This is a genomic window from Pseudomonas sp. DSV-1 (assembly GCF_035830915.1).
Taxonomy (GTDB): Bacteria; Pseudomonadota; Gammaproteobacteria; order Pseudomonadales; family Pseudomonadaceae; genus Aquipseudomonas.
In genome coordinates, this window is the sequence record NZ_JAYMYG010000001.1 from 5,233,018 (window position 1) to 5,258,677 (window position 25,660).

At 59.0% G+C, this 25,660-nt stretch carries 29 protein-coding genes and 1 pseudogene; 14 read left to right on the forward strand and 16 right to left on the reverse strand.

The window, feature by feature from the left end; genetic code table 11:
- Positions 1-5: 5 nt before the first annotated feature.
- Positions 6-554 (reverse strand): gamma carbonic anhydrase family protein, encoded by a 549-nt coding sequence (locus tag VSQ83_RS24290; protein WP_133075020.1) that lies wholly within the window; start codon positions 552-554, stop codon positions 6-8.
- A 75-nt stretch (positions 555-629) separates the two neighbouring features.
- Here VSQ83_RS24290 and prlC point away from each other — a divergent pair, with 75 nt between their 5' ends.
- Both prlC and VSQ83_RS24300 read left to right on the forward strand, forming a co-directional pair.
- Positions 630-2,708: an oligopeptidase A gene (gene prlC, locus VSQ83_RS24295; RefSeq protein ID WP_219262002.1), complete on the forward strand. Its 2,079-nt coding sequence runs from the start codon at positions 630-632 to the stop codon at positions 2,706-2,708.
- Positions 2,705-2,983: a YheV family putative zinc ribbon protein gene (locus VSQ83_RS24300; protein WP_019828279.1), complete on the forward strand. Its 279-nt coding sequence runs from the start codon at positions 2,705-2,707 to the stop codon at positions 2,981-2,983. The genes prlC and VSQ83_RS24300 overlap by 4 nt, the downstream gene beginning before the upstream one ends.
- Before the next feature lie 54 nt (positions 2,984-3,037).
- Here VSQ83_RS24300 and VSQ83_RS24305 read toward each other — a convergent pair whose 3' ends face one another.
- From VSQ83_RS24305 to oscA, 5 genes are all read right to left on the reverse strand, one after another.
- On the reverse strand, positions 3,038-4,018 hold the full coding sequence (locus tag VSQ83_RS24305) for a sulfate/molybdate ABC transporter ATP-binding protein (protein ID WP_133075022.1): 981 nt from the start codon (positions 4,016-4,018) through the stop codon (positions 3,038-3,040).
- Positions 4,019-4,021: 3 nt separating this feature from the next.
- Complete coding sequence (gene cysW / locus VSQ83_RS24310; protein WP_133075023.1) at positions 4,022-4,894, reverse strand: sulfate ABC transporter permease subunit CysW; 873 nt, start codon at positions 4,892-4,894, stop codon at positions 4,022-4,024.
- Positions 4,895-4,907: 13 nt separating this feature from the next.
- The gene (gene cysT, locus VSQ83_RS24315; RefSeq protein ID WP_133075024.1) at positions 4,908-5,726 is read right to left on the reverse strand and encodes a sulfate ABC transporter permease subunit CysT; all 819 of its coding nucleotides are present in this window, start codon (positions 5,724-5,726) and stop codon (positions 4,908-4,910) included.
- Between the two features lie 90 nt (positions 5,727-5,816).
- Positions 5,817-6,830 (reverse strand): sulfate ABC transporter substrate-binding protein, encoded by a 1,014-nt coding sequence (locus VSQ83_RS24320; RefSeq protein WP_133075025.1) that lies wholly within the window; start codon positions 6,828-6,830, stop codon positions 5,817-5,819.
- Between the two features lie 68 nt (positions 6,831-6,898).
- Positions 6,899-7,081 (reverse strand): sulfur starvation response protein OscA, encoded by a 183-nt coding sequence (gene oscA, locus VSQ83_RS24325; RefSeq protein ID WP_326427662.1) that lies wholly within the window; start codon positions 7,079-7,081, stop codon positions 6,899-6,901.
- Positions 7,082-7,412: 331 nt separating this feature from the next.
- Here oscA and VSQ83_RS24330 point away from each other — a divergent pair, with 331 nt between their 5' ends.
- Both VSQ83_RS24330 and VSQ83_RS24335 read left to right on the forward strand, forming a co-directional pair.
- Positions 7,413-7,661 carry a TIGR02647 family protein gene (locus VSQ83_RS24330; protein ID WP_019828271.1) on the forward strand — a complete coding sequence of 83 codons (249 nt, stop codon included), beginning with the start codon at positions 7,413-7,415 and terminating at the stop codon, positions 7,659-7,661.
- 165 nt (positions 7,662-7,826) lie between these two features.
- Positions 7,827-9,086, forward strand: a pseudogene (locus VSQ83_RS24335) (class I adenylate cyclase); the annotation flags it as partial.
- Positions 9,087-9,099: 13 nt separating this feature from the next.
- Here VSQ83_RS24335 and rnk read toward each other — a convergent pair.
- The 3 genes from rnk to cyaY all read right to left on the reverse strand — a co-directional run bounded on the left by rnk (position 9,100) and on the right by cyaY (position 10,275).
- Positions 9,100-9,513 carry a nucleoside diphosphate kinase regulator gene (gene rnk / locus VSQ83_RS24340; RefSeq protein WP_133075027.1) on the reverse strand — a complete coding sequence of 138 codons (414 nt, stop codon included), beginning with the start codon at positions 9,511-9,513 and terminating at the stop codon, positions 9,100-9,102.
- Between the two features lie 181 nt (positions 9,514-9,694).
- Positions 9,695-9,946 (reverse strand): DUF1289 domain-containing protein, encoded by a 252-nt coding sequence (locus tag VSQ83_RS24345; protein ID WP_219262039.1) that lies wholly within the window; start codon positions 9,944-9,946, stop codon positions 9,695-9,697.
- Positions 9,943-10,275, reverse strand: a complete 333-nt coding sequence (gene cyaY / locus VSQ83_RS24350) for an iron donor protein CyaY (RefSeq protein WP_133075029.1) — start codon at positions 10,273-10,275, stop codon at positions 9,943-9,945. Before cyaY ends, VSQ83_RS24345 begins: the two co-directional genes overlap by 4 nt.
- A gap of 203 nt (positions 10,276-10,478) precedes the next feature.
- Between cyaY and lptM the strand changes: the two genes are divergently transcribed.
- The 6 genes from lptM to VSQ83_RS24380 are packed head-to-tail and all read left to right on the forward strand — an operon-like array spanning position 10,479 to position 15,042.
- Positions 10,479-10,640 carry an LPS translocon maturation chaperone LptM gene (lptM, locus tag VSQ83_RS24355; RefSeq protein WP_326427663.1) on the forward strand — a complete coding sequence of 54 codons (162 nt, stop codon included), beginning with the start codon at positions 10,479-10,481 and terminating at the stop codon, positions 10,638-10,640.
- 9 nt (positions 10,641-10,649) lie between these two features.
- Positions 10,650-11,897 carry a diaminopimelate decarboxylase gene (gene lysA, locus VSQ83_RS24360; protein ID WP_326427664.1) on the forward strand — a complete coding sequence of 416 codons (1,248 nt, stop codon included), beginning with the start codon at positions 10,650-10,652 and terminating at the stop codon, positions 11,895-11,897.
- Positions 11,898-11,901: 4 nt separating this feature from the next.
- Complete coding sequence (gene dapF / locus VSQ83_RS24365) at positions 11,902-12,732, forward strand: diaminopimelate epimerase (protein WP_133075032.1); 831 nt, start codon at positions 11,902-11,904, stop codon at positions 12,730-12,732.
- Positions 12,733-12,745: 13 nt separating this feature from the next.
- Complete coding sequence (locus tag VSQ83_RS24370) at positions 12,746-13,462, forward strand: DUF484 family protein (protein ID WP_133075033.1); 717 nt, start codon at positions 12,746-12,748, stop codon at positions 13,460-13,462.
- Positions 13,463-14,359, forward strand: coding sequence for a tyrosine recombinase XerC (gene xerC / locus VSQ83_RS24375; RefSeq protein WP_133075034.1), 897 nt, complete (start codon positions 13,463-13,465; stop codon positions 14,357-14,359).
- Positions 14,356-15,042 (forward strand): HAD family hydrolase, encoded by a 687-nt coding sequence (locus VSQ83_RS24380; protein WP_133075035.1) that lies wholly within the window; start codon positions 14,356-14,358, stop codon positions 15,040-15,042. The genes xerC and VSQ83_RS24380 overlap by 4 nt, the downstream gene beginning before the upstream one ends.
- Before the next feature lie 128 nt (positions 15,043-15,170).
- On the opposite strand, the gene sutA is transcribed toward VSQ83_RS24380, so the two are convergent.
- The 3 genes from sutA to glnK all read right to left on the reverse strand — a co-directional run bounded on the left by sutA (position 15,171) and on the right by glnK (position 17,689).
- A complete protein-coding gene (gene sutA / locus VSQ83_RS24385) occupies positions 15,171-15,497 on the reverse strand; it encodes a transcriptional regulator SutA (protein WP_095027614.1) in 327 nt (108 codons plus the stop codon).
- Between the two features lie 481 nt (positions 15,498-15,978).
- The gene (locus VSQ83_RS24390; RefSeq protein ID WP_133075036.1) at positions 15,979-17,316 is read right to left on the reverse strand and encodes an ammonium transporter; all 1,338 of its coding nucleotides are present in this window, start codon (positions 17,314-17,316) and stop codon (positions 15,979-15,981) included.
- A gap of 34 nt (positions 17,317-17,350) precedes the next feature.
- Positions 17,351-17,689 (reverse strand): P-II family nitrogen regulator, encoded by a 339-nt coding sequence (gene glnK, locus VSQ83_RS24395; RefSeq protein WP_002555808.1) that lies wholly within the window; start codon positions 17,687-17,689, stop codon positions 17,351-17,353.
- 416 nt (positions 17,690-18,105) lie between these two features.
- Between glnK and VSQ83_RS24400 the strand changes: the two genes are divergently transcribed.
- Positions 18,106-18,366, forward strand: coding sequence for an accessory factor UbiK family protein (locus VSQ83_RS24400; protein WP_326398816.1), 261 nt, complete (start codon positions 18,106-18,108; stop codon positions 18,364-18,366).
- A gap of 45 nt (positions 18,367-18,411) precedes the next feature.
- Entirely contained in the window at positions 18,412-18,840 is a 429-nt protein-coding gene (locus VSQ83_RS24405) for a bleomycin resistance protein (protein WP_326427666.1), read from the forward strand.
- Position 18,841: 1 nt separating this feature from the next.
- Here VSQ83_RS24405 and VSQ83_RS24410 read toward each other — a convergent pair whose 3' ends face one another.
- Positions 18,842-19,147 carry a HigA family addiction module antitoxin gene (locus VSQ83_RS24410; protein WP_048352553.1) on the reverse strand — a complete coding sequence of 102 codons (306 nt, stop codon included), beginning with the start codon at positions 19,145-19,147 and terminating at the stop codon, positions 18,842-18,844.
- 7 nt (positions 19,148-19,154) lie between these two features.
- Entirely contained in the window at positions 19,155-19,433 is a 279-nt protein-coding gene (locus VSQ83_RS24415; RefSeq protein WP_326427667.1) for a type II toxin-antitoxin system RelE/ParE family toxin, read from the reverse strand.
- A 175-nt stretch (positions 19,434-19,608) separates the two neighbouring features.
- Between VSQ83_RS24415 and VSQ83_RS24420 the strand changes: the two genes are divergently transcribed.
- Positions 19,609-21,102, forward strand: a complete 1,494-nt coding sequence (locus VSQ83_RS24420; RefSeq protein WP_326427668.1) for a YifB family Mg chelatase-like AAA ATPase — start codon at positions 19,609-19,611, stop codon at positions 21,100-21,102.
- A gap of 9 nt (positions 21,103-21,111) precedes the next feature.
- Here the strand turns inward: VSQ83_RS24420 and VSQ83_RS24425 are convergent, their stop codons facing one another.
- Positions 21,112-22,032 (reverse strand): LysR substrate-binding domain-containing protein, encoded by a 921-nt coding sequence (locus VSQ83_RS24425; RefSeq protein WP_219262009.1) that lies wholly within the window; start codon positions 22,030-22,032, stop codon positions 21,112-21,114.
- Between the two features lie 152 nt (positions 22,033-22,184).
- Here VSQ83_RS24425 and VSQ83_RS24430 point away from each other — a divergent pair, with 152 nt between their 5' ends.
- Positions 22,185-23,585, forward strand: coding sequence for a NorM family multidrug efflux MATE transporter (locus VSQ83_RS24430; protein ID WP_326427669.1), 1,401 nt, complete (start codon positions 22,185-22,187; stop codon positions 23,583-23,585).
- Between the two features lie 146 nt (positions 23,586-23,731).
- On the opposite strand, the gene VSQ83_RS24435 is transcribed toward VSQ83_RS24430, so the two are convergent.
- Entirely contained in the window at positions 23,732-25,399 is a 1,668-nt protein-coding gene (locus tag VSQ83_RS24435; RefSeq protein ID WP_133075043.1) for a putative bifunctional diguanylate cyclase/phosphodiesterase, read from the reverse strand.
- Between the last annotated feature and the right edge of the window lie 261 nt (positions 25,400-25,660).

The following is a 25,660-nucleotide window of genomic DNA, read 5'->3' on the forward strand; positions in this document are numbered from 1 at the left end:
GTGACTTAAACGGGCTGGTCGTAGCCTTCGGCCAAATGCTGGTCCTTGAGCTTTACGTAATTGCCCGCGCTGTAGGTGAAGAAGGCTTTTTCTTTTTCTGTCAGTTCGCGCACCTGTTTGACCGGGCTGCCCACATACAGAAAACCGCTGGCCAGTCGCTTGCCCGGTGGCACCAGGCTGCCTGCACCAACGATCACGTCGTCTTCAATAATGGCGCCGTCCATCACGATGCTGCCCATGCCGATCAGGATCCGGTTTCCCACGTGACAGCCGTGCAGCATGACTTTGTGGGCGATGGTCACGTCATCGCCGATCAGCAGCGGGAAACCCTCGGGGTTGAACGGGCCTGCGTGGGTGATGTGGAGCACGCAGCCGTCTTGAACGCTGGTGCGTGCACCGATGCGGATGCGGTGCATGTCGCCGCGAATCACGGTCAGCGGCCAGATAGAACTGTCGTCGCCGATCTCGACGTCGCCGATCACCACTGCCGAGCGGTCAACAAAGGCGCGCTCGCCCAGGGTCGGTGTGTGCTGCTGGAACGGACGAATGGACACGAATAGCTTCCTTCTTTAGCAGTGATAGCGGGGCTGATTGCTGCGCAGTGCGTCGATTGTAATTAAGATGGCCCAATGTTTCTTCAAGCCAAGGTGCCAAACGTGAGCGAGAACAACCCTCTTTTGCAGCCCTACGACCTGCCGCCGTTCTCGGCGATCCGTCCTGAGCACGTACAGCCGGCCATCGAACAGATCCTCGCCGACAACCGTGTCGGCATTCAAAACATCCTCAAAGATCAGGGCCAGAACCCGACATGGGCGGGACTGGTGTTGGCGATGGATGAGCTGAATGACCGACTGGGCGCGGCCTGGAGCCCGGTCAGCCACCTTAACGCGGTGTGCAACAGCAGCGAACTGCGTGAAGCCTATGAGGCTTGCTTGCCTGCCTTGAGCGCCTATTCCACCGAGATGGGCCAGAACCGCGAACTGTTCCAGGCTTTCGAAGCGTTGGCCCACAGCCCGCAAGTGGCTGGTTTCGACCAGGCGCAAAAAACCATTCTTGAGCACTCGCTGCGTGACTTCCGCCTGTCGGGTATTGACCTGCCGGAGGCTGAGCAAAAGCGTTATGCCGAAGTCCAGAGCAAACTGTCGGAGCTGGGCAGCAAGTTCTCCAACCAGTTGCTGGACGCGACCCAGGCCTGGACCAAGCACATCACCGATGAAGCCGCACTGGCGGGCCTGACCGATTCGGCCAAGGCGCAAATGGCCGCTGCTGCACAGGCCAAAGGCCTGGATGGCTGGCTGATCAGTCTGGAGTTCCCGAGCTACTTCCCGGTCATGACCTACGCACAGGACCGCGCCCTGCGCGAAGAAGTCTATGCCGCGTATTGCACCCGGGCGTCAGATCAAGGCCCGAATGCCGGCAAGTTCGACAACGGCCCGGTCATGGAAGAAATCCTCGACCTGCGTCAGGAACTGGCAAAACTTTTGGGTTTTGGCAGCTTTGCAGAGCTGAGCCTGGCCACCAAAATGGCCGAGACACCGGATCAGGTGCTGACCTTCCTGCGGGATCTGGCCAAGCGCAGCAAGCCATTTGCCGCTCGTGACCTTGAGCAGCTGCAAGCGTACGCCGCCGAGCAAGGCACCCCGGAGCTTAAAAGCTGGGACACAGGCTTCTTCGGCGAAAAACTGCGCGAGCAGCGCTACAGCGTGTCGCAAGAGGCACTGCGTGCCTACTTCCCGATCGACAAGGTACTGGGCGGCCTGTTTGCCATTGTGCAGAAGTTGTACGGGATCGAGATTGCCGAGATCAAAGGCTTCGACACCTGGCACCCGGATGTTCGCCTGTTCGAAATCAAGGAAAACGGCCAGCACATCGGGCGCTTCTTCTTTGACCTCTATGCCCGTGCCAACAAGCGCGGCGGTGCCTGGATGGACGGCGCCCGCGACCGTCGTCGCACGGCAGCCGGCACGCTGCAAAGCCCGGTGGCGAACCTTGTGTGCAACTTCACCCCGGCGGTTGCGGGCAAGCCTGCGCTGTTGACCCACGATGAAGTGACCACCCTGTTCCACGAGTTCGGCCACGGCTTGCACCACATGCTGACCGAAATCGAACACGCGGGCGTATCGGGCATCAACGGCGTGGCCTGGGATGCGGTCGAGTTGCCGAGCCAGTTCATGGAAAACTGGTGCTGGGAGCCTGAAGGCCTGGCGCTGATTTCCAGCCATTACGAAACCGGCGAAGCATTGCCCAAAGACCTGCTGGACAAGATGCTCGCCGCCAAGAACTTCCAGTCCGGGCTGATGATGGTTCGCCAGCTGGAGTTCTCCCTGTTCGACTTCGAGTTGCACGCCACCCACGGTGACGGTCGCAGTGTGGCGCAGGTGCTGGACGGCATCCGCGACGAGGTTTCGGTCATGCGCCCACCGGCGTACAACCGCTTCCCCAACAGCTTTGCGCATATTTTTGCCGGTGGTTACGCAGCGGGTTACTACAGCTACAAGTGGGCTGAAGTGCTGTCGGCCGATGCGTTCTCGCGCTTTGAAGAAGAAGGCGTATTCAACCCGCACACGGGCAAGGCGTTCCGTCAGGCGATTCTGGCCCGTGGCGGTTCGAAGGCTCCAATGGAGCTGTTCAAGGACTTCCGTGGTCGTGAGCCGTCGATTGACGCGCTGTTGCGCCACAGCGGCCTGACTGAGGATTCGGCGGCATGAGTGATGCACCTGTGAATGTGACCAAAAAACGCTTTATCGCCGGGGCTGTCTGCCCGGCGTGCAGCGAGCCCGACAAGTTGATGATGTGGAACGAAGACGAAGTGCCGCACCGCGAGTGTGTGGCCTGCGGTTATTCGGATACGTTGAATGAACAAGGTTTGTCGGTGCCCAAGGAATTGGGTACGCGGGTCAATGTTTCGGCGTTGAAAAAAGCACCGGACCCTAAAGTGCAGGCGGTGCAGTTTTTTCCGAATCCGAAGCTGAAAAAGCCTTAGATCCACTCTGAAACTGTGGGAGCGAGCAAGCCCGCTCCCACAAGGGCAGTGGGCTTACGCCTTTTGCCATACCTTCGGCTTGAAGAACAGCGTCTCGCCGCGCGCCAGATTGGTCAGGCTGTCGTGGTCCTTGACCACTTCAACTTCGATCAACTCGCTTTGCCCTTCAACTTTCAGTGTCACCCGGGTGGTCGCGCCCAATGGGCGGATGTCGCGTACCTGCGCGGCATGGTGGTCTTCGATCTCGTGACGGGACAACGACACTTCGTGCGGACGGAACAGCAGGTGCTGATCTTCACCGATGTGCAGGCGGTTGGAGTCGCCCAGGAAGTGGTAAACAAAATCGCTGGCCGGGTTTTCGTAGACTTCGCCCGGTGAGCCGATCTGCTCGATCACGCCCTTGTTCATCACCACGATACGGTCGGCCACTTCCATGGCTTCTTCCTGGTCGTGGGTCACGAATACCGAGGTCAGGTTGATGTCTTCGTGCAGGCGCGCCAACCAGCGGCGCAGCTCTTTACGGACCTTGGCGTCCAGCGCGCCGAACGGTTCGTCCAGCAGCAGTACCTTGGGTTCTACGGCCAGTGCGCGGGCCAGGGCGATACGCTGGCGCTGACCGCCTGAGAGCTGCTCAGGGTAGCGATCCGACAACCAGTCCAGTTGCACCATGTTCAGCAGTTCGTGGACTTTTTCGGCGATGCGGGTTTCGCTCGGGCGTTCCTTTTTCGGCTTCATGCGCAGGCCGAAAGCGACGTTGTCGAACACCGTCATGTGGCGGAACAACGCGTAATGCTGGAACACAAAGCCGACGTTACGATCACGCACGTCGTGCCCCGAGACGTCTTCACCGTGGAACACGATGTTGCCTTCGTCCGGGGTTTCCAGGCCGGCGATGATGCGCAGCAAGGTGGTTTTGCCGCAGCCCGACGGGCCGAGCAGGGCGACCAGTTCGCCGCTGTGGATATCCAGGTTGATGCTGTTCAGCGCCTTGAAGGCGTTGAAGTTCTTGCTGACGTTACGGACTTCGATCGACATGGTTTATTCCTCCGCGGCGCTGGCGCGCAGGCGGTTAATACGGGATTCGCTCCACTGCTTAAGCAGCAGGATGAAGAGCGCCATAATCAGCAACAGGGTCGCCACAGCGAAGGCGGCAACGTGGTTGTATTCGTTGTAGAGGATCTCGACGTGCAACGGCAGCGTGTTGGTCACCCCGCGAATGTGCCCGGAAACCACCGACACCGCACCGAACTCACCCATCGCCCGTGCAGTACACAGCACCACGCCGTAGATCAGGCCCCATTTGATATTGGGTACGGTCACGTGCCAGAACATTTGCCAGCCGTTGGCGCCCAGCAGGCGTGCGGCTTCTTCTTCCTGGGTGCCCTGCTCCTGCATCAGCGGGATCAGTTCACGGGCCACGAACGGTACGGTGACGAAGATGGTTGCCAGCACGATGCCCGGCAAGGCGAAGACGATCTGGATGTCGTGCTCTTGCAGCCACTTGCCGAAGAAGCCCTGGGCGCCAAACATCAGCACGTAGACCAGACCGGCGATCACCGGCGAGACCGAGAACGGCAGGTCGATCAGCGTGACCAGGATGCTCTTGCCGCGAAAGCTGTATTTGCTCACGCACCAGGCCGCGCTGACGCCGAATACCACGTTCAGCGGAACGGAAATCACCACCGCAATGATGGTGAGCTTCAGGGCTGACAAGGCGTCGGGTTCGATGATGGCGTCGACGAACGTGCCGATCCCCATTTTCAAGCCCTGGGACACCACGATCAGCAGCGGCAGCAGCAGGAACAGGATGAAAAACAACCAGCCGAAACCGATCAGCAGGCGCCGTGACGTCGGGCTCCCCCGGCGGGCGGCGTTGGCTACGGATGAGGCACTTGGTGTTGAACTGGACATGGTCAGGCCTCCTTCACGGTTTTTCGATGCGGCGCTGAATCAAGTTGATGATCAGCAGCAAAATGAAGGAAACCACCAGCATCATCACGCCAATGGCCGTGGCACCGGTGTAGTCGTATTGGTCCAGCTTGACCATGATCAGCAACGGCAGGATTTCGGTTTTGAACGGCATGTTGCCCGCGATGAAAATCACCGAGCCGTACTCACCGACACCCCGGGCAAACGCCAGGGCAAAGCCGGTCAGCCAGGCGGGCAGCAGGGCTGGCACCAGAATGTAGCGGAACACCTGCAGCGGCTTGGCGCCCAGGCAGGCAGCCGCTTCTTCGATTTCTCGCGGAATATCGGCCAGTACCGGCTGCACCGTACGCACCACAAACGGCAGGGTGACGAAGGTCAGTGCCAGGGTGATACCCATCGGGGTGTAGGCGATCTTGAAGCCCAGGTCGGTGGCGAACTGGCCAATCCAGCCGTTGGGAGCGTACAGGGCGGTCAGGGCGATACCGGCGACGGCGGTCGGCAGGGCAAACGGCAGGTCGATCATGGCGTCGATGACCTTGCGTCCCGGGAAGGTATAACGCACCAGCACCCAGGCCAGCACGGTGCCGATGATGCCGTTGATGATGGCCGCGACAAAGGCGGTACCAAAGCTCAGTTGCAGCGCAGCCAGCACCCGTGGAGCGGTGATGATGGCCCAGAACTGGTCCCAGGTCAGTTGAGCGGCATGCACGAACATCGCCGCCAGTGGAATGAGCACAATCAGGCTGAGGTACACCAAGGTGTAGCCCAGCGTCAGCCCGAAGCCGGGTATGACGGGGGAGATACGACGCGACATAAAAGTCCTTGGGTTAACGCACGAGGCCCGCAACCAATTGCGGGCCTGATGTTCTAGCTTTAAGCGTGGCCTGAAGGCCCGCCCCGCAGGTTATTGCGCCTGGTAAATCTGGTCGAACACGCCGCCGTCATTAAAGAATTTCGGCTGCGCAGTTTTCCAGCCACCGAAGTCTTTGTCGATAGTCACCAGTTCCAGTTTCGGAAATTGTTTGGCGTATTTGGCAGCAACGGCCGCGTCACGTGGACGGTAGAAGTTCTTCGCCGCGATTTCCTGGCCAGCCGGGCTGTAGAGGTGTTCCAGGTAGGCTTTGGCGATTTCGGAGTTGCCTTTTTTCTCGGCGTTTTTGTCGACTACAGCCACCGGTGGCTCAGCCAGAATCGACAGCGAAGGCACGACGATATCGAACTTGTCACCGCCACCGTCTTCCTTGAGTGCCAGGAACGCTTCGTTTTCCCAGGCCAGCAACACGTCACCCTGACCGTTGTTGACGAAGGTAATGGTCGAACCGCGTGCGCCGGTATCCAGCACGGGTACGTGTTTGAACAGCTCTTTTACGTATTCCTTGGCTTTTTCCTCGTTACCACCGTTGGCTTTAAGGCCGTAGGCGTATGCCGCAAGGAAGTTCCAGCGAGCGCCGCCGCTGGTTTTAGGGTTCGGGGTAATGACCGATACGCCTTCTTTGGTCAGGTCGCCCCAGTCCTTGATGCCTTTAGGGTTGCCCTTGCGTACCAGGAACACGATGGTCGAGGTGTACGGGGTGCTGGCGTCCGGCAGGCGGGTTTGCCAGTTTTCCGGCAGCGAGCCTTTGTTGATTTTGGCAATTTCGTCAATGTCACCGGCCAGGGCCAGGGTCACGACGTCGGCACGCAGGCCGTCGATCACGCCGCGAGCCTGTTTGCCCGAGCCGCCGTGGGATTGCTGGATTTTGACGTTATCGCCGGGGTGGCTGGCTTTCCAGAAGTGGGTGAATTCGGTGTTGTAATCCTGGTACAGCTCGCGAGTCGGATCGTAGGAAACGTTGAGCAACTCATAATCTTTGGCTACAGCGGAGCCAGCAAAAATGGCACTGGCCAGCGCGGCCAAAGCGTAACGGCGTAGGGACATAGGTGAGGCTCCAAAGCTTTTTCTAGTTTTTTTATGAGGCGCACTCGCGTGAATGCGCTTTCTATTGATCAGGCGTTTTTTTGACTCGGGTTTTGCAGACGGAATTTTTCTTTACGTTCGATCTGAACCACTTGAGCGTTGTGCACAGTGATTTCAACAGCACCAAAGCGCAGGTCTCGCAGCGCGCTCTGGATTTCCCGAAGGATGGTTGCTTGGTCCTGGCCGTCAACGCTACGCAGAGATGCGCTCATGGTGCTGCTCCTGAAAATATGGGTGCCGACAGGGTTGCTGGCGTAGGGCAATAGTAGTGAGGCAGGGATATTCTTAAAAATACTATTTAAGAATGTTTATATAACTGAAAGCTCAAAACGGTCCCGTCATAGTAGTCGCTGCCGAGGCACGAAGGCTGCGAGCGCTTAAAAATCAATAGCTCGCAGCCTTCGTTCCTCGGCAGCGACTACACTCCAACTGCCTTATAACGACAGGCTGTTTTATAAAGGTGGGAACTGTCACTGGACAGTCAGCGCGAGTGCGATCACCTTAGAGCGGCTGTCGTCTTTTCCTGCATAGTCTGGAGTCTTTATGTCGTTTACCCCTGAGTTGGTTGCCGAACTGGAAGTCCTTGCACTGTTTGACTTGGAAAGTACCCTTGAGGGCCTGAAGATCCATCAACACGCGGCACCCGAAAAAGTGGCTGCTGCACGTCGTTTGTATGACAAGAAGCTCATTGACCAACCCGATGGCGGTTACCTGACTAGCCTGGGCCGTGATGCTGCTCAGAGTGTTCAAGTACTGCTGACAATTCTTGTAGAGTCCAAAGAAATCGCCTGACGCCACGCCGCGCCCTCGGGATCTGAACGACCAATGATTCCGCGGGCACACTTCTTCGCGCAGTAAAATTCTGACCTCAAACACCCATTCCTCCTGAGTCTTTGATACGGCTGGCTGTAGACTCCCACTCCCTTTTGTCTTGTGGCGAGCCGGTCTGAGCGTGAAATGACGTGCCCTCCTGAAACACTCCCCATGCCGAGCGATGGAGTCGAGCGACAGACTCTCCTGCAACTTCGTGGGCGGTTTCTCACCGTCAATCAGGGTCGCATGGCCCGTGCAATGGAAGGCCTTGCACCCCATCAGCAATCGCTGCTGAGGCTGTTGGCGCTGTGTTTTCACGTGAATCACCCGCTGTTGCCCGGCTATGTTTCGGACTGCACCCCGGCCGGGGTGTCGGGCTATGAACCTGACGCCTCCACCCTTGGCGCAGCGCAGCAACTGATCCGGGACTTTTCCTGCAGCACGGGCCGCGCCTGCACTTCAAAACCGATTCATGGGCTTTTTTTGATGGGCAGTCTGGGGACTTTGGCCCAGACCGATCAAAGCGATATGGACGTGTGGATTTGTCTGGGGCCGGACTTGAGCGACATGGCGGTGGCGGCGTTGCGCAAAAAATGTCGACGGCTGGAAGTCTGGGCGGCAAGCCTGGGGGTTGAAGCGCATTTTTTTCTGATTGATGCGCAGCGTTTCGCCCAGGGCGAATGTGACTCCCAACCGAGCAACGACGGGAGTGCAGAGCCTCGCAACAGGTTGTTGCTGGATGAGTTTTATCGCACCGCTATCTGGCTCGCGGGGCGTACGCCGATGTGGTGGTGGGTGCCGGCATATCAGGAGGCTCGCTACGCCGAATGTGCCCAAGGGCTATTGGCCAATGACGTTGTGGGTCACGATGAAACCATTGATCTCGGGCACCTGGCGCAGATTGCCCCCGCAGAACTGCTGGGCGCCGGGCTGTGGCAATTGTTCAAGGGCATTGAGTCGCCGTACAAGTCAGTGCTCAAGCTGTTGCTGGTCGAGGTGTATGCCAGCGAGCACCCACGGGTGAACTGTCTGAGTATGGGGTTCAAGAAGAGGGTGTACGCCGATCGGCTCGACCTTGATGAGCTGGACCCCTACGTGGTGGTGTACCGGCGAATCGAGCAGTACCTGCAGGGGCGCGGCGAGTTGCAGCGTCTGGAACTGGTTCGCCGCAGCCTGTACCTGAAGGTCGGCCACACGCTGAGCAGTGGCGCGACGGGTATGCAGTGGCAGCGGTTGCTGCTGCAGCGCCTGACCCGCGAGTGGGGCTGGGATGAGCAGCAATTGGCAATGCTCGACAATCGCTCGCAGTGGGGGGCGCAGCAGGTCAGTCATGAGCTGCGGGCTTTGGCCCGTGAGCTGAGTGTCAGCTACCGGTCCTTGTGCACGTTTGCCCGCGACGAGAGGCCATCAACCAAACTTAAGCGTTGAAGTCACTTGCGGCTTTTGGCTGGTATTCAACTTCAAGCAGTTCCAGTTTCAGGGTTTTGCCGCCTGGAGCTGGCCAGTTGATGTGTTGACCGACCTGCAAACCCAGCAGTGCGCTGCCGACAGGGGCCAGAATCGAAACCTTGCCTTCGTCGGCGTTGGCGTCTTTCGGGTACACCAATGTCAGGCGGTAGTCCTTGCCACTGCTTTCTTCGCGGCAGTGCACACGCGAATTCATGGTCACAACACCAGCAGGCACCTCTTCGTGGCCGACGATGGTTTCGGCGCGATCGAGTTCGGCTTGCAATGCCTCAATGCCAGGAGTCGTTTCTGGCAAGCTGTCGATGAGTTGCTCCAGACGCTGTACGTCCAGGCGAGTGAGGATGAGTGGGGTTGGGGTGCTCATGACCTGGCAGACTCCTTTTTTCTGCACGAAAAAGCAAAACCCCGCCGGAAAATGGCGGGGTTTTGACGAACCTCGTTAGTGCGAGGCGTACCCGGACACTACCACAGCAAAATAAATACACAAGCCATGCCAAATCCCGTAGTCGCTGCCGCAGGCGGGGAAGGGTTGCGCAGCAACCCGTTTACCCAAGCGCCCTGCAAATCCCTTCGCAGCCTTCGGCGGCGGCTACACGTTGCCGGGCCTGTTCACAAATGACCCGGCGCCGCTGGTCGTCTGCCGAACGCCATTCGCGAATATCTTCGACGTGCCGAAAACAGCCCAGGCAGACTTTGTGTTCATCCAGCCGGCAGGTGCTGATGCAGGGGGACGGCACTGCCGGACTGACGTTGCTGTAGAGCGGTTTTGCAGGTTTAACAGGAGCGGTCACTATCAGATCTCTTCAAATTCCAGCTCGGCGCCAGCGTGTTCCAGTGTCAGGCGTTGAACCATTTCGCTGAGCAGTTCGTCGGTTTTGTCGCACTTCCACGAGCTGCGCTTTTCATCGTAGTCGAAGTGGAAACCGCCGTTGGGAGCAGCCAGCCAGAGCTGTAGCACGGGTGCCTGACGGCTGAAGATCAGGGCTTTGCCATTCTCGAATTTGATCGTCAGGATTCCCGCGGAATTCTCCACATCTACATCCAGATCACAGTCGTCGAAGATGTCTTCCAGATTTTCCTGGGTGGCATCGACCAGATCGTGAAAACGGGCTTCAGTCAAACTCATGGTGGAACCTCGTAATATCTAGTCATGCTCGGAGCTCGCAAGATACGGGCGCTCCAGGCCGATTGCAAACCCCATGACAGCCTTGTGCCAACCACCACTGATCATCCAGACAGGGCGTTACGCTCGGCCGCTCTGCTGCATAGGCAAGCTGGTGGGTGCTCGGTATACTCGGGCGCAATTAATGCTTTTCAAAGGATTTCGCCATGAAGCGCCTGATCTCTTCTCTTGCTGCGCTCGTCGCGGTCGCCTGCCTTGTTTCTGCCTGTGGTCAAAAAGGACCGCTGTATCTGCCCGATGACAGCAAATCCCCTGAAGACCAAGCGAAGTCGTCGCAATCGCAATCGCAATCGCACAAGCACCAATAAGGGAACACCATGGACGCTTTTAATTACCGGGACGGCGAGCTGTTCGCCGAAGGTGTTGCGCTGACGGCCATTGCCGAGCGTTTTGGCACGCCGACTTATGTTTACTCCCGGGCGCACATCGAAGCGCAATACAACGCTTACGCCGATGCTCTGGACGGCACGCCGCACCTGGTGTGTTTCGCCGTCAAGGCCAACTCCAACCTGGGTGTACTCAATGTCCTGGCGCGTTTGGGTGCCGGTTTTGACATCGTTTCCCGTGGCGAGCTGGAACGTGTGCTGGCTGCAGGTGGTTCGGCCGACAAGATCGTGTTTTCGGGTGTAGGCAAGACCCGTGACGACATGCGTCGCGCCCTGGAAGTGGGCGTGCACTGCTTCAACGTCGAGTCCACCGACGAGCTTGAGCGCCTGCAGGTCGTGGCCGCCGAAATGGGTGTTCGTGCGCCGATTTCTCTGCGCGTGAACCCGGACGTTGATGCGGGCACGCACCCGTACATCTCCACCGGCCTCAAGGAAAACAAGTTCGGTATTGCCATCGCTGACGCCGAGGGTGTCTACATCCGCGCCGCGCAGTTGCCTAACCTGGAAGTGGTCGGCGTCGATTGCCATATCGGCTCGCAACTGACCACCCTCGAACCCTTTATCGATGCCCTGGACCGTTTGTTGGCCCTGATCGATCGCTTGGGCGATTGCGGCATTTACCTGCGTCACATCGACTTGGGTGGCGGCCTGGGCGTGCGCTATCGCGATGAAGAGCCGCCTCTGGCTGGCGATTACATCAAGGCCGTGCGCGAACGCATCGATGGGCGCGATCTGGCGCTGGTGTTCGAACCAGGCCGCTTTATCGTGGCCAACGCGGGCGTGCTGTTGACTCAGGTCGAGTACCTCAAGCACACCGAGCACAAAGACTTTGCCATCGTCGATGCGGCGATGAACGACCTGATTCGTCCGGCGTTGTACCAGGCCTGGATGGACGTGACCGCGGTTCGCCCGCGTGACACCGAGGCTCGCAACTACGACATCGTCGGCCCGATCTGCGAAACCGGCGACTTCCTGGCCAAGGACCGCCAACTGGCACTGGCTGAAGGCGATTTGCTGGCGGTGCATTCGGCCGGTGCTTATGGCTTTGTCATGAGTTCGAACTACAACACCCGTGGCCGCGCCGCCGAAGTTCTGGTGGATGGCGATCAGGCGTTTGAAGTACGTCGTCGCGAGACCGTAGCCGAGTTGTTTGCTGGCGAAAGCCTGCTGGCGGAGTAAACCCATGTTGCTGCGTTTTACCAAAATGCACGGCCTGGGCAATGATTTCATGGTTCTCGACCTGGTCAGCCAGCACGCGCATATCCTGCCCAAGCACGCCAAGCAATGGGGTGATCGGCACACGGGCGTCGGTTTTGATCAACTGCTGCTGGTTGAGGCGCCGAGCAACCCGGAAGTTGATTTCCGTTACCGGATCTTCAACTCCGACGGTTCGGAAGTTGAGCAATGCGGCAACGGGGCGCGCTGTTTCGCGCGTTTCGTGCTCGACAAGCGCTTGACCACCAAGCGTCAGTTCAAGGTCGAAACCAAAGGCGGCATCATCGAACTGAACGTGCGCAGTGATGGGCAAATCAGTGTCGATATGGGCCCTCCGCGCCTGATTCCGGCCGAGATCCCGTTTGTTGCCGACGCTCAGGCGCTGAGCTACGAACTGGATGTCGACGGCCAGACCGTTGAGCTGGCGGCCGTGTCGATGGGCAATCCCCATGCGGTGCTGCGTGTCGACGATATCAACGCTGCGCCGGTGCATGAGCTGGGGCCAAAAATTGAACATCACCCGCGCTTTCCGGCGCGGGTCAATGTCGGCTTTCTTCACGTGATTGATCGCCAGCGCGGACAGCTACGGGTCTGGGAACGCGGCGCCGGGGAAACCCAGGCGTGCGGTACCGGGGCGTGTGCCGCTGCTGTGGCTGCGATCAGCCAGGGCTGGATGGACTCACCGCTGATCCTCGATTTGCCGGGTGGCCGTTTGTCTCTCGAATGGGCTGGTCCCGGCCATTCAGTGATCATGACCGGCCCGGCGATGCGAGTTTACGAAGGACAAGTCCGTTTATGAGCGAGCGCAACTGATGACCGACAAAACGCAGCCTGCAGCACTCGAAGTACCTGTGGATAACTCGCAAGCAGCAATGGTTGCGGCGTATCTGCAGGAACATCCGGATTTTTTCGGCCAGCGCGAAGAGCTGCTGCTGTCGCTGCGTATTCCTCACCAGCGTGGCGATACGATTTCGCTGGTGGAGCGTCAACTGGAGTTGTTGCGTGGTCGTAACATCGAGATGCGTCATCGCTTGTCTCAGTTGATGGACGTGGCCCGCGACAACGACCGCCTCTTTGAAAAAACCCGTCGTCTTAACCTCGCCCTGATGGACGCCACCAGTCTCGATGAGCTGGTGATTGCCGTCGAAGACAGCTTGCGTCAGGACTTCCAGGTGCCTTTTGTCAGCCTGGTACTGTTCGGTGACAACCCGATGCCGGTCGGACGCTGGGTCAGCAGCGCCGATGCGCAACGTGCACTGGGTGGCTTGTTGACGGAAGGCAAGACGGTCAGCGGCAGCCTGCGTGAGCATGAGCTGGACTTCCTGTTTGGCGAAGATCAGCGCAAGCAGATCGGTTCGACGGCCGTAGTCGCGCTCAATCATCTGGGGTTGCACGGTGTACTGGCGATTGCCAGTCGCGATCCGCAGCACTACAAAAGCTCGGTGGGCACGCTGTTCCTCGGTTATATCGCCGAGGTGCTGGGCAGGGTTCTGCCGCGCTTTACCAACGCTTTGCGCTCGGTACGTTAGATGGAACGGCAACTGGACGCTTACTGCATTCACCTGCGCAGTGAGCGCCAGGTGTCGCCCCATACGCTTGAGGCCTACCGCCGCGACCTGAACAAGGTGCTGGCGTTTTGCGCCAAGGAGTCAATCGTCAGCTGGACGGCACTGGATATCCAGCGCATGCGCCAACTGGTTTCGCGTCTGCATCAGCAAGGTCAATCCTCGCGCAGCATTGCCCGTCTGTTGTCGGCGGTGCGCGGGCTTTATCACTATCTCAACCGAGAAGGCTTGTGCGACCACGACCCGGCAAACGGTCTGGCTCCACCCAAAGGCGAGCGCCGCCTGCCCAAGACCCTGGATACCGATCGTGCCCTGCAATTGCTGGAGGGGGGTGTCGAGGACGACTTTCTGGCGCTGCGGGACCAGGCCATTCTGGAGTTGTTCTATTCGTCGGGGCTGCGATTGTCGGAGTTGACCGGGCTTGACCTGGATCAGCTGGATTTGGCCGATGGGCTGGTCGAGGTGCTCGGCAAGGGCAGCAAGACCCGAGTTTTGCCCGTCGGTCAAAAGGCCCGAGAGGCGCTACAGGCCTGGTTGCCCTTGCGGGCACTGGCCAACCCCGGGGATGGCGCCGTGTTCGTCAGCCAGCGCGGTACACGCCTTGGGCCGCGGGCCATTCAAGTGCGGGTCAAGGCAGCCGGTGAGCGCGAGCTGGGGCAGAATCTGCACCCCCATATGCTGCGCCATTCATTTGCCAGCCACTTACTGGAGTCCTCCCAGGATTTGCGTGCCGTGCAAGAGTTGCTCGGGCATGCGGACATCAAAACCACGCAAATCTATACTCATCTGGATTTCCAGCATCTGGCATCGGTCTACGACAGCGCCCATCCACGGGCCAAACGCAGTAAGGACAGTGAATGACGATTGAGCTGATTACCTTCGACCTCGACGACACCCTGTGGGATACCGCCCCGGTGATTGTCAGCGCCGAAGCCGTTTTGCGTCAGTGGCTTGGCAATAACGCACCAAAACTGGGCGTCGTCGAGGTCGGGCATTTCCAGGCGATTCGCGAACGGGTGTTAAGTGAGGAGCCCCAGCTCAAGCACCGGATCAGCGCGCTGCGTCGGCGGATCCTGTTTCATGCGTTGAACGAAGCAGGTTACGTGAACGCAGCAGCCTTGGCTGATGACGCCTTTGAAGTCTTTATTGAGGCGCGTCACGCATTGGACGTGTTCCCGCAGGCTGAGCCGACCCTGATTGCACTGGCCCGTGATTACAGCTTGGGTGTGGTCACCAATGGCAACGCCGATGTGCGGCGAATCGGTTTGGGGCACCACTTCAAATTTGTGTTGTGTGCTGAAGATATCGGCATCGCCAAGCCGGATGCGCGACTGTTCCACGAAGCGTTGTTGCGCGGTGGTGTGGTAGCGGGTGCAGCGGTACACGTGGGCGACCATCCGGGGGACGACATCGCCGGTGCCCAACGGGCAGGCCTGCGAGCGGTGTGGTTCAACCCTGGCGGCAAGCACTGGGACGGCGAGAAGGCCCCGGATGCGGAAATTGGCTGCTTGAGTGAGTTGCCGGCGGTGTTGAAGCACTTGTAATTGTGGGAGCGGGCTTGCCTGCATCGCGAGCAAGCCCGCTCCCACAGGGTCATGTCAGTCTTCTTTCCGTCACCCACAAAAAAACCCGCAGCGACGGCGGGTTTTTTCTTCAAGCAAACATCTGTCCCTTAGATAGGACGGCTGCCGTACTTGTTGTCAGGCTTCTTGGGTGGGTCAGCCACCACGTTAGCCTCAACTTCCTGCACTTTGCCGCCTTTGGACAGAAACTCTTCCATGGCGCGAGCCAGAGCATCACGCTCTTTGTTCTTGGCTTCTACACTGGGCAGGTCGTCAACTGACACGGCAGCCTTGGATTTGCCTTTGGCCGCAGGGGCCGGCACATCGTCGCCACCATCGTCGTCTGCAACGTCCTCGGCGGCCGTTTCCAGGCCCTCTTCGGTATCGTCGTCTTCGCCTACTTCGAGGTCATCATTTTCCAGATCGTCGTCGCTCATGTTCTACCCCATGACATACGTAAAGCAGATTAGTTATAGACCAGTTGTGGCAACTGTCGACCACCGCTGGTGAAAAAGTAGCCTTGGGCAAACCGCGGCTTACACCTCTTCATCGTTGTAAGGTGAAGAGGGTTTGACGCACACCGCTATCATCACGGCGCGTGCCTGAATAAACACCTTGCCAGGCGCCCAGTGCCAGATACTCCGGCAGCACGGATCACGGGCCTTGAAAGCGTCGGGAGATCATCCTCGCCTTCGTCGTACTCGAGCATTGTTTCCTGCCCTTGGGCGCGCATTCTAGCGTGCTGAATAAAAAAGCAAAGCAGCTAATAGTCGAGTTGTGTCGCAAGTACGGGTGGCATTCACAAGCGTAGAACTTGGTGAACCCTTTAACCTGTAGGGCAAATCATTCCATTGCCGAGAATATCGTCTTTTTATGAGCAAAAAAAAACCCGGCACGCCGGGTTTTTTATAGGGATATTTACAGGTTGTAGCCACGCTCGTTGTGCTGAGCCAGATCGAGGCCCACAGCCTCTTCCTCTTCAGTCACTCGCAGACCCATCACGGCATCCAGCACTTTGAGAATGATGAACGTCACAATCGCGGTGTAGACCACGGTGAAGGCGACGCCTTTGAACTGGATCCAGACTTGGGCCGGGATGTCGGTCACGGTGCCGAAGCCACCCAGTACAGGGGCGGCAAACACGCCAGTCAGGATGGCGCCGACGATGCCGCCGATGCCGTGTACGCCGAACGCATCCAGTGAGTCGTCGTAGCCCAGTTTGCGCTTGAGGCTGGTGGCGCAGAAGAAGCAGATCACGCCAGATGCCAGACCGATCACGACCGAGCCCATTGGGCCTACGGTGCCAGCGGCCGGGGTGATTGCCACCAGGCCTGCGACTACGCCCGAAGCAATACCCAGTGCGCTTGGCTTGCCGTGGGTAATCCACTCGGCAAACATCCAGCCCAGTGCCGCGGCAGCGGTAGCGATCTGAGTGACCAGCATCGCCATGCCGGCAGTGCCGTTGGCGGCCGCTGCGGAGCCGGCGTTAAAGCCGAACCAGCCGATCCACAGCATGGCAGCGCCCATCAGGGTGTAACCCAGGTTGTGCGGAGCCATTGGGGTGGACGGGTAGCCTTTACGCTTGCCAAGCACGATGCACGCGACAAGACCTGCGATACCGGCGTTGATATGCACCACTGTGCCGCCTGCGAAATCGAGGACGCCCCAGTCCCACATCAGGCCGCCGTTACCGCTCCATACCATGTGCGCGATTGGCGCATAGACCAGGGTGAACCACACGCCCATGAAAATCAGCATGGCCGAGAACTTCATGCGCTCGGCAAAGGCACCGACGATCAGCGCCGGGGTGATGATGGCGAAGGTCATCTGGAAGGTAATGAACACGGCTTCCGGGAACAGTGCGGTAGGTGAGGTCAGGCTTTCAGGCGTTACACCCGCCAGGAAGGCTTTGCCGAACCCGCCGATGAACGAATTGAAATTGGTGACGCCCTGCTCCATGCCCGTGGTGTCGAACGTGATGCTGTAGCCATAAATGACCCACAGAATGCTGATCAGACCGGTAATGGCGAAGCACTGCATCATTACGGAAAGAATGTTTTTGGAGCGCACCATGCCGCCGTAGAACAGCGCCAGGCCGGGAATGGTCATGAACAGCACTAAAGCGGTAGCAGTCAGCATCCAGGCGGTATCGCCCGAGTTGAGGACTGGAGCAGCCACTTCGTCTGCCGCCATGGCCAGGCCAGGCATTACGACAGACAGCAGGGCTCCGAGCCCTGCGATTTTACGCAGAGTCATAGTGTTTTCTCCTGGGGCGTTGGGGTTTGGCGGCTTAGATTGCGTCGGTATCGGTTTCGCCGGTACGGATGCGAATAGCCTGTTCCAGATTGACCACGAAAATCTTGCCGTCACCAATCTTGCCGGTGTTGGCAGCCTTGGTTATCGCCTCGATAACCCGATCAAGATCCTTGTCGTCAATGGCGACATCAATCTTCACTTTTGGCAGAAAATCGACCACGTATTCCGCGCCGCGATACAGCTCGGTGTGACCCTTCTGCCGGCCGAAGCCTTTGACCTCAGTAACAGTAATGCCTTGTACGCCGATCTCAGACAGCGATTCGCGCACGTCATCCAACTTGAACGGCTTGATAATGGCGGTGACTAGCTTCATGAAACTTCTCCCGAATTGGTGGACTTGCCCCAGGAAAACAAACCCGGCTCAAGTCTAAGCGCAGTGTCTGGCTTTGTAACGCATCGTCAGCCTTCTTCAGGCTGTACAACGTGTGTAAATCGCTGGTGACGAAAACACTCCCTGAACCACCTGCCGCACTGCCTTCGTCACAGCTACTGCATCAGTGCATGAGTCATATACGCCTAAGCAGAAACCTTGCCATGTCTGGAAAAATCAACAATTACAGCGGTTTAGAAGAAGTTGATGGCTTTTGGCCTGATTTGTCGGGATGTTTGTGCTCGATGATGGTGCGCAGCCTGCAGGGAAGGTGCGCGAAAAACGTGCAGAAAGCCGTCGGCAGTGAGCGCCAACCCCCCGTGATACACTCGCCGCCATCAGTTTTAAGGACTTTATCCATGCTCGCGCCCAAAGATTTTCTCGACGCCCTTGGTGGCCACGCCTCCCGTTTGTTCAGTGGCGAAACCGCGCTGCCGCGCAACGAAATCGAAAGCCAGTTCAAAGCCTTGCTGCAAAGTGGTTTCAGCAAGCTGGATCTGGTGAGCCGCGAAGAGTTCGACAGCCAAATGGTGGTTCTGGCCCGTACCCGTGCTCGTCTTGAGAGCCTGGAGGCCAAAGTGGCCGAACTGGAAGCCAGGCTGCTGCCGCCGACGCAATAACGCTCGAAGGCGGTGCGTCGATCATTGAAACAAGGATGTTTTAGTATGTTGGTGATGAACCCGCTGGTACCCGAGATGATCGTCTCGGACCTCTCGCGTAGCCTGGGCTTTTACTGTGAAGTGCTCGGATTCAAGATCGAGTACCAGCGCCCGGAGCATTTTTTTGCGTTTTTGTCGTTTCATGGCAGCCAGTTGATGCTGGAACAGGATGACCTTGAAGAGTCTTCCTGGCGTGTCGGGCCGCTGGAGCAGCCGTTTGGTCGCGGCATGAACCTGTCGATCAAATGCCCGGATGCCCAGGGGCTGATCCAGCGCCTTGAAGCCGCGGGTCACAGTTTGCGAAAACCCCTGGAAGAACGCTGGTACCGCAGTAACGACGTGTTGTTCGGCGAGCACAATTTTTTGGTGCTCGACCCCGATGGCTACCTGTTGCGCTTTGCTGAAGATCTGGGCACCAAGGCGCTGGAGGCGTGAATCAGGCGCAGTGATGAATGGGTTCAACCTGCTCGCGAATCGCTGCACCACGTTCAATTTGTGCTTTGCGCAGATCGTAAGTGGTTTGCAGGTTCAGCCAGAACTCAGGCGTTGTCTCAAGGCAAATCGCCAGCCGCAAGGCCATATCGGCACTGACACCACGGCGCTGCAGCACGATATCGTTCACCGTCGGTGTGGACACCTTGAGCGCTCTGGCCAGCGCAGCGGCCGAGAGACTCAGTGGCTCCAGGTATTCCTCTTTGAGGATTTCACCCGGATGAACCGGGCGCATGCCGTTCTTGATCATGATGACCTCAGTGATAATCAACGATTTCTACCGCTTCAGGGCCATTCGCGCCCCAAATGAAGCAGATTCGCCATTGTGCGTTGATGCGAATGCTGTGCTGGCCTTTGCGGTTGCCGTCCAATGCTTCGAGCCGATTGCCAGGAGGCGACAGTAAATCGGCCAGCACGGATGCAGCATCTAGCATCGTTAGTTTGCGTTCTACCACATTGATAATGTCTGACCATGCGCGGGTCTTGCCACTTCGGAACAGACGTTCAGTTCTGCAGCACTTGAAGTTTATTATCATAGTTAATGGATAACGTTATTCGTTAATTTTAGAGGGTTGTGCGTTTAATGCAACCGAACTTTGGCAGCTCGCCGGTCGTGTTTGCATGCACATTCACATCCCGTATCCATTACACCCCTGCCCTCGGCTCCTGATTCGCGCAGGATGAGTTTTTTGCGAGCTCAAGGAATGAGTCATGGCTCTGGCTATCGTTTACAGCCGCGCCCAGGTGGGTGTCGAGGCGCCTGCCGTCATGGTCGAGGCGCATCTGGCCAATGGATTACCCGCGTTAACACTGGTCGGCTTGCCTGAAGCGGCCGTCAAGGAAAGCAAAGACCGGGTGCGCAGCGCGATCCTCAATTGCGGGCTGGATTTCCCGGCCCGGCGAATCACTCTTAATCTGGCGCCCGCCGATCTGCCCAAGGACGGCGGGCGTTTTGATGTGGCCATTGCCCTGGGAATCCTGGCGGCCAGCGGGCAAATACCGGCCGCAGCGTTGGAGCAGGTGGAGTGCCTGGGCGAATTGGCGTTGTCGGGTGCAATCAGGTCTGTCCAGGGCGTTTTGCCAGCGGCGTTGGCGGCCCGTGCTGCGGGACGGGCCCTGGTGGTGCCGCTGGCCAATGCCGAAGAGGCCTGCCTTGCATCCGGGCTTGAAGTGATCGCGGTCGAGCACTTGTTGCAGCTGGTGGCACATTTCGCAGCGCGTGAGGTGATTGAGCCTTATATCGCCAGCGGCTTATTGCAGTTGAGCAAACCTTATCCTGATCTGATCGATGTCCAGGGGCAGCTTTCGGCAAAGCGGGCGTTATTGATTGCCGCCGCAGGCAGCCACAATCTGTTGTTTTGCGGCCCGCCCGGTACCGGCAAGACCTTGTTGGCCAGCCGCCTGCCCGGGTTGTTGCCGCCGCTCAACGAACAAGAGGCGCTTGAGGTTGCGGCCATTCAGTCGGTGGTCAGCCATGTGCCGCTGAACTGCTGGCCACAGCGCCCGTTTCGTCAGCCTCACCACTCGGCCTCCGGCCCTGCGCTGGTGGGTGGCGGCTCAAAGCCACAACCCGGCGAGATCACGCTGGCGCATCACGGCGTGTTGTTTCTTGATGAGCTTCCCGAGTTTGATCGCAAGGTGCTGGAAGTCCTCAGGGAGCCAATGGAGTCCGGCTTTATCGTGATTGCCCGCGCCCGGGATCGAATGCGCTTTCCGGCGCGCTTCCAACTGGTCGCGGCCATGAACCCCTGCCCCTGTGGATATCTTGGTGAGCCCACAGGCCGCTGCCGTTGTACCCCGGAGCAGATCCAGCGGTATCGCAACAAACTTTCCGGACCGTTGCTCGACCGCATTGATTTGCATCTGACCGTGGCGCGCGAGACCACGTCGCTCAACCCGCCCCTTGCCTCTGGCGATACCACGGCCATCTCGGCGGCATTGGTGGCAGCAGCACGTGAGCGTCAGTTACAGCGTCAGGGGTGTGCCAATGCCTTTCTCGATCTGCCGGGGGTGCGTACACAGTGCCGGCTGAGTGAGGTGGACAACGCCTGGCTGGAGACCGCCTGCGAGCGGATGACGTTGTCGCTGCGGGCGGCACACCGGATATTGAAGGTGGCAAGGACCTTGGCCGATCTGGAGCAGCTGCAAGGCATTGAGCGCAGGCACCTGGCGCAGGCGTTGCAGTATCGGCCGGTAACAGGGTGATAGGCCCGGCTACTTCATTCGCTCCACCTCTGGCAGCTCCATCGCGGCGACTTCATGTTGCAGAAAGTCGCTCAGACGGCGCAGGCGCTCACCACCAGGACGGGTTTTTGGCCAGACCAGATAGTAATTTTCGCCGCTGGCCACGGCGGCCGGGAATGGCAGGCTAAGGCGACCCTGAGCAACGTCTTCGGCAACCATCAGCAAGTCGCCCATGGAGATGCCATACCCCCGGGCGGCAGCGATCATGCCCAGCTCCAGGGTGTCAAAAACCTGCCCGCCCTTGAGTGAAACCTGCCCGCTCAGGCCCATGCAGTCGAGCCAGCGGCGCCAGTCACGGCGATCGGGAGTGGGGTGCAGCAGTTCGGTGGCAGCCAGGCGCGTGACGTCCCAAGGCGTGTCGTCCTGTACGGCGGGCGCGCCGACCGGGATCAGCATCTCGGGAAACAACAGCGTGGCCTCCCAGTCAGGCGGAAAGTGTCCATTGCTTAGCAGTACGGCGCAGTCGAATGGCTCCTGATTGAAGTCCACATTGTCGATGTCCATCCAGGCGCTGGTCAGTTGCACCTCGTTACCGGCCTGCAGGTGGCGAAATCGGCTCAGACGGGCCAGTAGCCAACGCATGGTCAGGGTCGAGGGGGCCTTCATGCGCAAGGTGTCATCTTCGGCGCGTAAAGTGGTGCAGGCACGTTCCAGGGCGGCAAAGCCTTCGCGCACACCCGGCAGCAGCAAGCGGGCGGCTTCGGTGAGTTGCAGGCTGCGGCCATTGCGCTGGAACAACCGGCAGGCGAAATGCGCTTCCAGGGTCTTGATATGTCGGCTGACGGCGCTTTGGGTGATCGACAGCTCTTCTCCCGCTCGGGTAAACGAGCTATGGCGAGCTGCCGCTTCAAAGGCGCGCAAGGCATAAAGAGGAGGAAGGCTACGAGACATTGAGATTGTTCCTATCGTGTCACAGTCGGTGGTGAGAACTATAAGCTTACGCATGAGTTTTAGTCATGCTACGGATCGTTTTTATCCCTTTGCTTAAAACACTCAACGCGCCGAGAATCAGGCCTTTCAACGCACCTATAGAAATCTGACTGATGACCAAACAGCATCCTGCACGTATCGAACTCTGGGCAATCATGCGGCTGGCAGGGCCGCTGATCGCCTCTCAGTTGGCTCACATGCTGATGGTGCTGACCGATACGCTGATGATGGCGCGCCTGAGCCCAGAGGCTCTGGCTGGCGGGAGTCTGGGTGCGGCCAGCTACTCGTTCGTGTCGATTTTTTGCATTGGTGTCATTGCTGCCGTGGGTACGCTGGTGTCGATTCGCCAGGGCGCGGGTGACATTGAAGGCGCGACCCGTCTTACACAGGCGGGTCTGTGGCTGGCCTGGGGGCTGGCGCTGGGGGGCGCGGTGATGCTGTGGAATATCAAGCCGCTGTTGCTGTTGTTCGGCCAGACGCCCACCAACGTTGAGGCCGCTGGCCAGTTCCTGATGCTGTTACCGTTCGCTTTGCCCGGCTACATGACGTTTATGGCCCTGCGCGGTTTTACCAGTGCAATGGGCCGGGCCACGCCAGTGATGGTAATCAGCCTGATCGGCACTGTGGCCAACTTCCTGCTCAATTACGCACTGATTACCGGCATGTTCGGCCTGCCTAAGCTGGGCTTGATGGGCATCGGCCTGGTCACGGCGATTGTGGCGACCTTCATGGCGCTGGGCCTGGCCTGGCATATCCACCGTCATCCGGCCTACGACGCGTATCCGATCAGCAAAGGCCTGTCGCGGATCAATCTGACTTATTTGCGTGAGCTGTGGCGCCTCGGCCTGCCGATTGGCGGTACGTACGCGGTGGAGGTCGGGCTGTTTGCGTTCGCGGCGCTGTGCATGGGCACCATGGGCAGCACGCAACTGGCTGCGCACCAGATTGCGCTGCAAATCGTATCGGTGGCGTTTATGGTGCCGGCGGGCATGTCGTACGCCATCACCATGCGTATTGGTCAGCACTATGGCGGCGGAGACTTGCTGCGGGCGCGCCTGGCGGGCCGGGTCGGGATCGGCTGCGGTGCGGTGATCATGCTGGGCTTCTCTGTGGTGTTCTGGTTCTTGCCGACCCAACTCATCGGTTTGTTCCTGGATTACAACGATCCGGCGTTCCGCCCGGTATTCGAGTTGGCGGTGAGCTTGTTGGCGGTGGCTGCCTGGTTTGAGCTGTTTGATGGAGCACAGACCATCGCGATGGGTGCCATTCGCGGGCTCAAGGATGCCAAGACAACGTTTCTGGTGGGGCTGTTTTGCTATTGGGTGATTGGTGCGCCGATGGCCTGGATGCTGGCGTTTACTTTCGAGTGGGGCCCGACCGGGGTGTGGTGGGGCCTGGCACTGGGCCTGGCCTGTGCCTCGATCAGCCTGACGCTGGCGTTCGAGTGGAAGATGCGGCGCATGATCAAGCAGGAGCGCAAGGCGGCGAAAGTGGCGGGCTTGAGTGCGGCATAACCGCTTGGGAGAGGGTCAGGCTTTTGTGGGCGCGGGCTTGCTCGCGATGCAGGACCCGCGGTCTGTCAGGTAAGCCTGGGTGATGCCATCGCGAGCAAGCCCGCTCCCACAGATAGATCCCACCGTTTCACAGGTTATGTTGTGGGCTAGATCGCCTGCGGCACCTGCTGCTGAGCCCCAAACGTCAAGTATTCCACCAGATCCGCCAACGGCAGCGGTTTGCTGATGAAGTAACCCTGTACCTGATCGCAGCCAAAGTCGCGCAAAAGGGCAAGTTGTTCAGGGGTTTCGACGCCTTCGGCGACTACTTCCAGCTTCAGGTTATGGGCCAGGTTGATCATGGCGTGGACCAGCTTGCGGTTCTCTTCGCGGCCTTCCATGCCGCCAACAAAGCTTTTGTCGATCTTGAGCAGCGCAATCGGCAGGCTGTTGAGATGCACAAACGATGAGAACCCCGTACCAAAATCATCCAGCGAAAAACGCACGCCGAGTCTGCCCAGTGCATCCATCGTCTGCTTGACCAGGTCACTGCGCCGCATCACGGCTGTTTCTGTCAGTTCGAATTCCAGCCATTGCGCTTCAACACCGCGCTCGATGATCAGGCGGCTGAGGGTCGAGAGCAACTGGCTGTCCTGAAACTGGCGAAACGACAGGTTGACCGCCATGTGCAACGGTTCCAGCCCGCGTTCACGCAGCGACTGCATATCGCGAAGAGCCCGGGAGATGACCCAGTAACCCAGCGGTACAATCAGCCCGCTCTGCTCTGCAAGAGGCACAAACTCACTGGGCGCCAGCAGGCCACGCTCGGCGTGGCGCCAGCGTACCAGCGCCTCCAGCCCGACGATCTGCCCCGTGCCCAGATCCAGGCGCGGCTGGTAATGCAGTTCCAGTTCATCGCGGCGCAGGGCGCGGCGAAGCTCGCTTTCGAGGTCGGCCAGGCTGCGGGCATTGCGATTGATGCGTTCGTTGAAGACGTGGAAGGTGCAGCCCTGGGTGCTTTTGGCCTGCTGCATGGCGATATGCGCGTGCCACATCAGCGGGTCGGCCCCGGCGTTGGCCCGCGCATGGGCGATGCCCAGGCTGCAGCCAATCAGCAGGCTTTCGCCGTCGACCCAGTAGGGCTCAGCCATCACCTCGGTGATCCGCTCGGCCATCCACTCGGCACGCTCGGGCGCACGATGGGTATTGATCAAGAGCGCGAACTCGTCGCTTCCCAGCCTCGCCAACTGGTCGCCGGCTTCGAGCTGGCTTTTGAGGCGCGCCACCACCTGCAGGATCAGGCGATCGCCAGCCTGATGGCCCAGTGCATCGTTGGCGTGGCGAAAGTTGTCCAGGTCCAGATGGCCGAGGGCGATGCCGCGACCGTCACTTTCGGCCAGGCGCACTGCCAGCAGGGTCTGGAAGCCCTGACGGTTGGCGATGCCGGTCAGCGGGTCTTCTTCGGCCAGACGTTGCAGCGTGTGCTCGAGCACGCCGCGTTCGCGTACATGGCGCAGGCAACGGCGCAGGACATCGGGAGTCAGGCTGGTGCTGACCAGCCAGTCGCTGACACCCCGGGGTGACGTTGCAGGTTCGGTGTCGAGCAGCAAAACCGTGGGCAAGCGGCAGCGGCCCGCTGAAGGCTGCAGGTCCGCCGTGGTCAGGAGCAGCGCATTGCGATCGTTCTCGAACAGATGGCTGACAGATTCCCAGCTCGGCGCGGCTATCATGACGGCCGCAGTTCCCATGGGCGCCAGACATTCACGTAATAACGTTGCCCATGATGGCTCTTCGGCCAATAGCAGTAAACGCAAGGGTTCGACAGGCGTAGACAAGCTAGCTCCCTAGACTCTGCAAAAATTCGGGCGGTGGGCATTATGACGTGCCAGCAACCAATGGCAATGACACTGGTTATCAAATACGTATTTGCTGTATTAATCCTACGGTAGCTGCAAATACTCATGGCATCCTGCGCGAAAGTAACAAAAGCGGCAAATTAAGATGATGTGGCATGTCACACCGTCGCACAGAGGCAGCAATATTTGCTCAGCCTGTTAAAATGCCCGCCCTTTTTACACACGACCCCTGATCTCGTC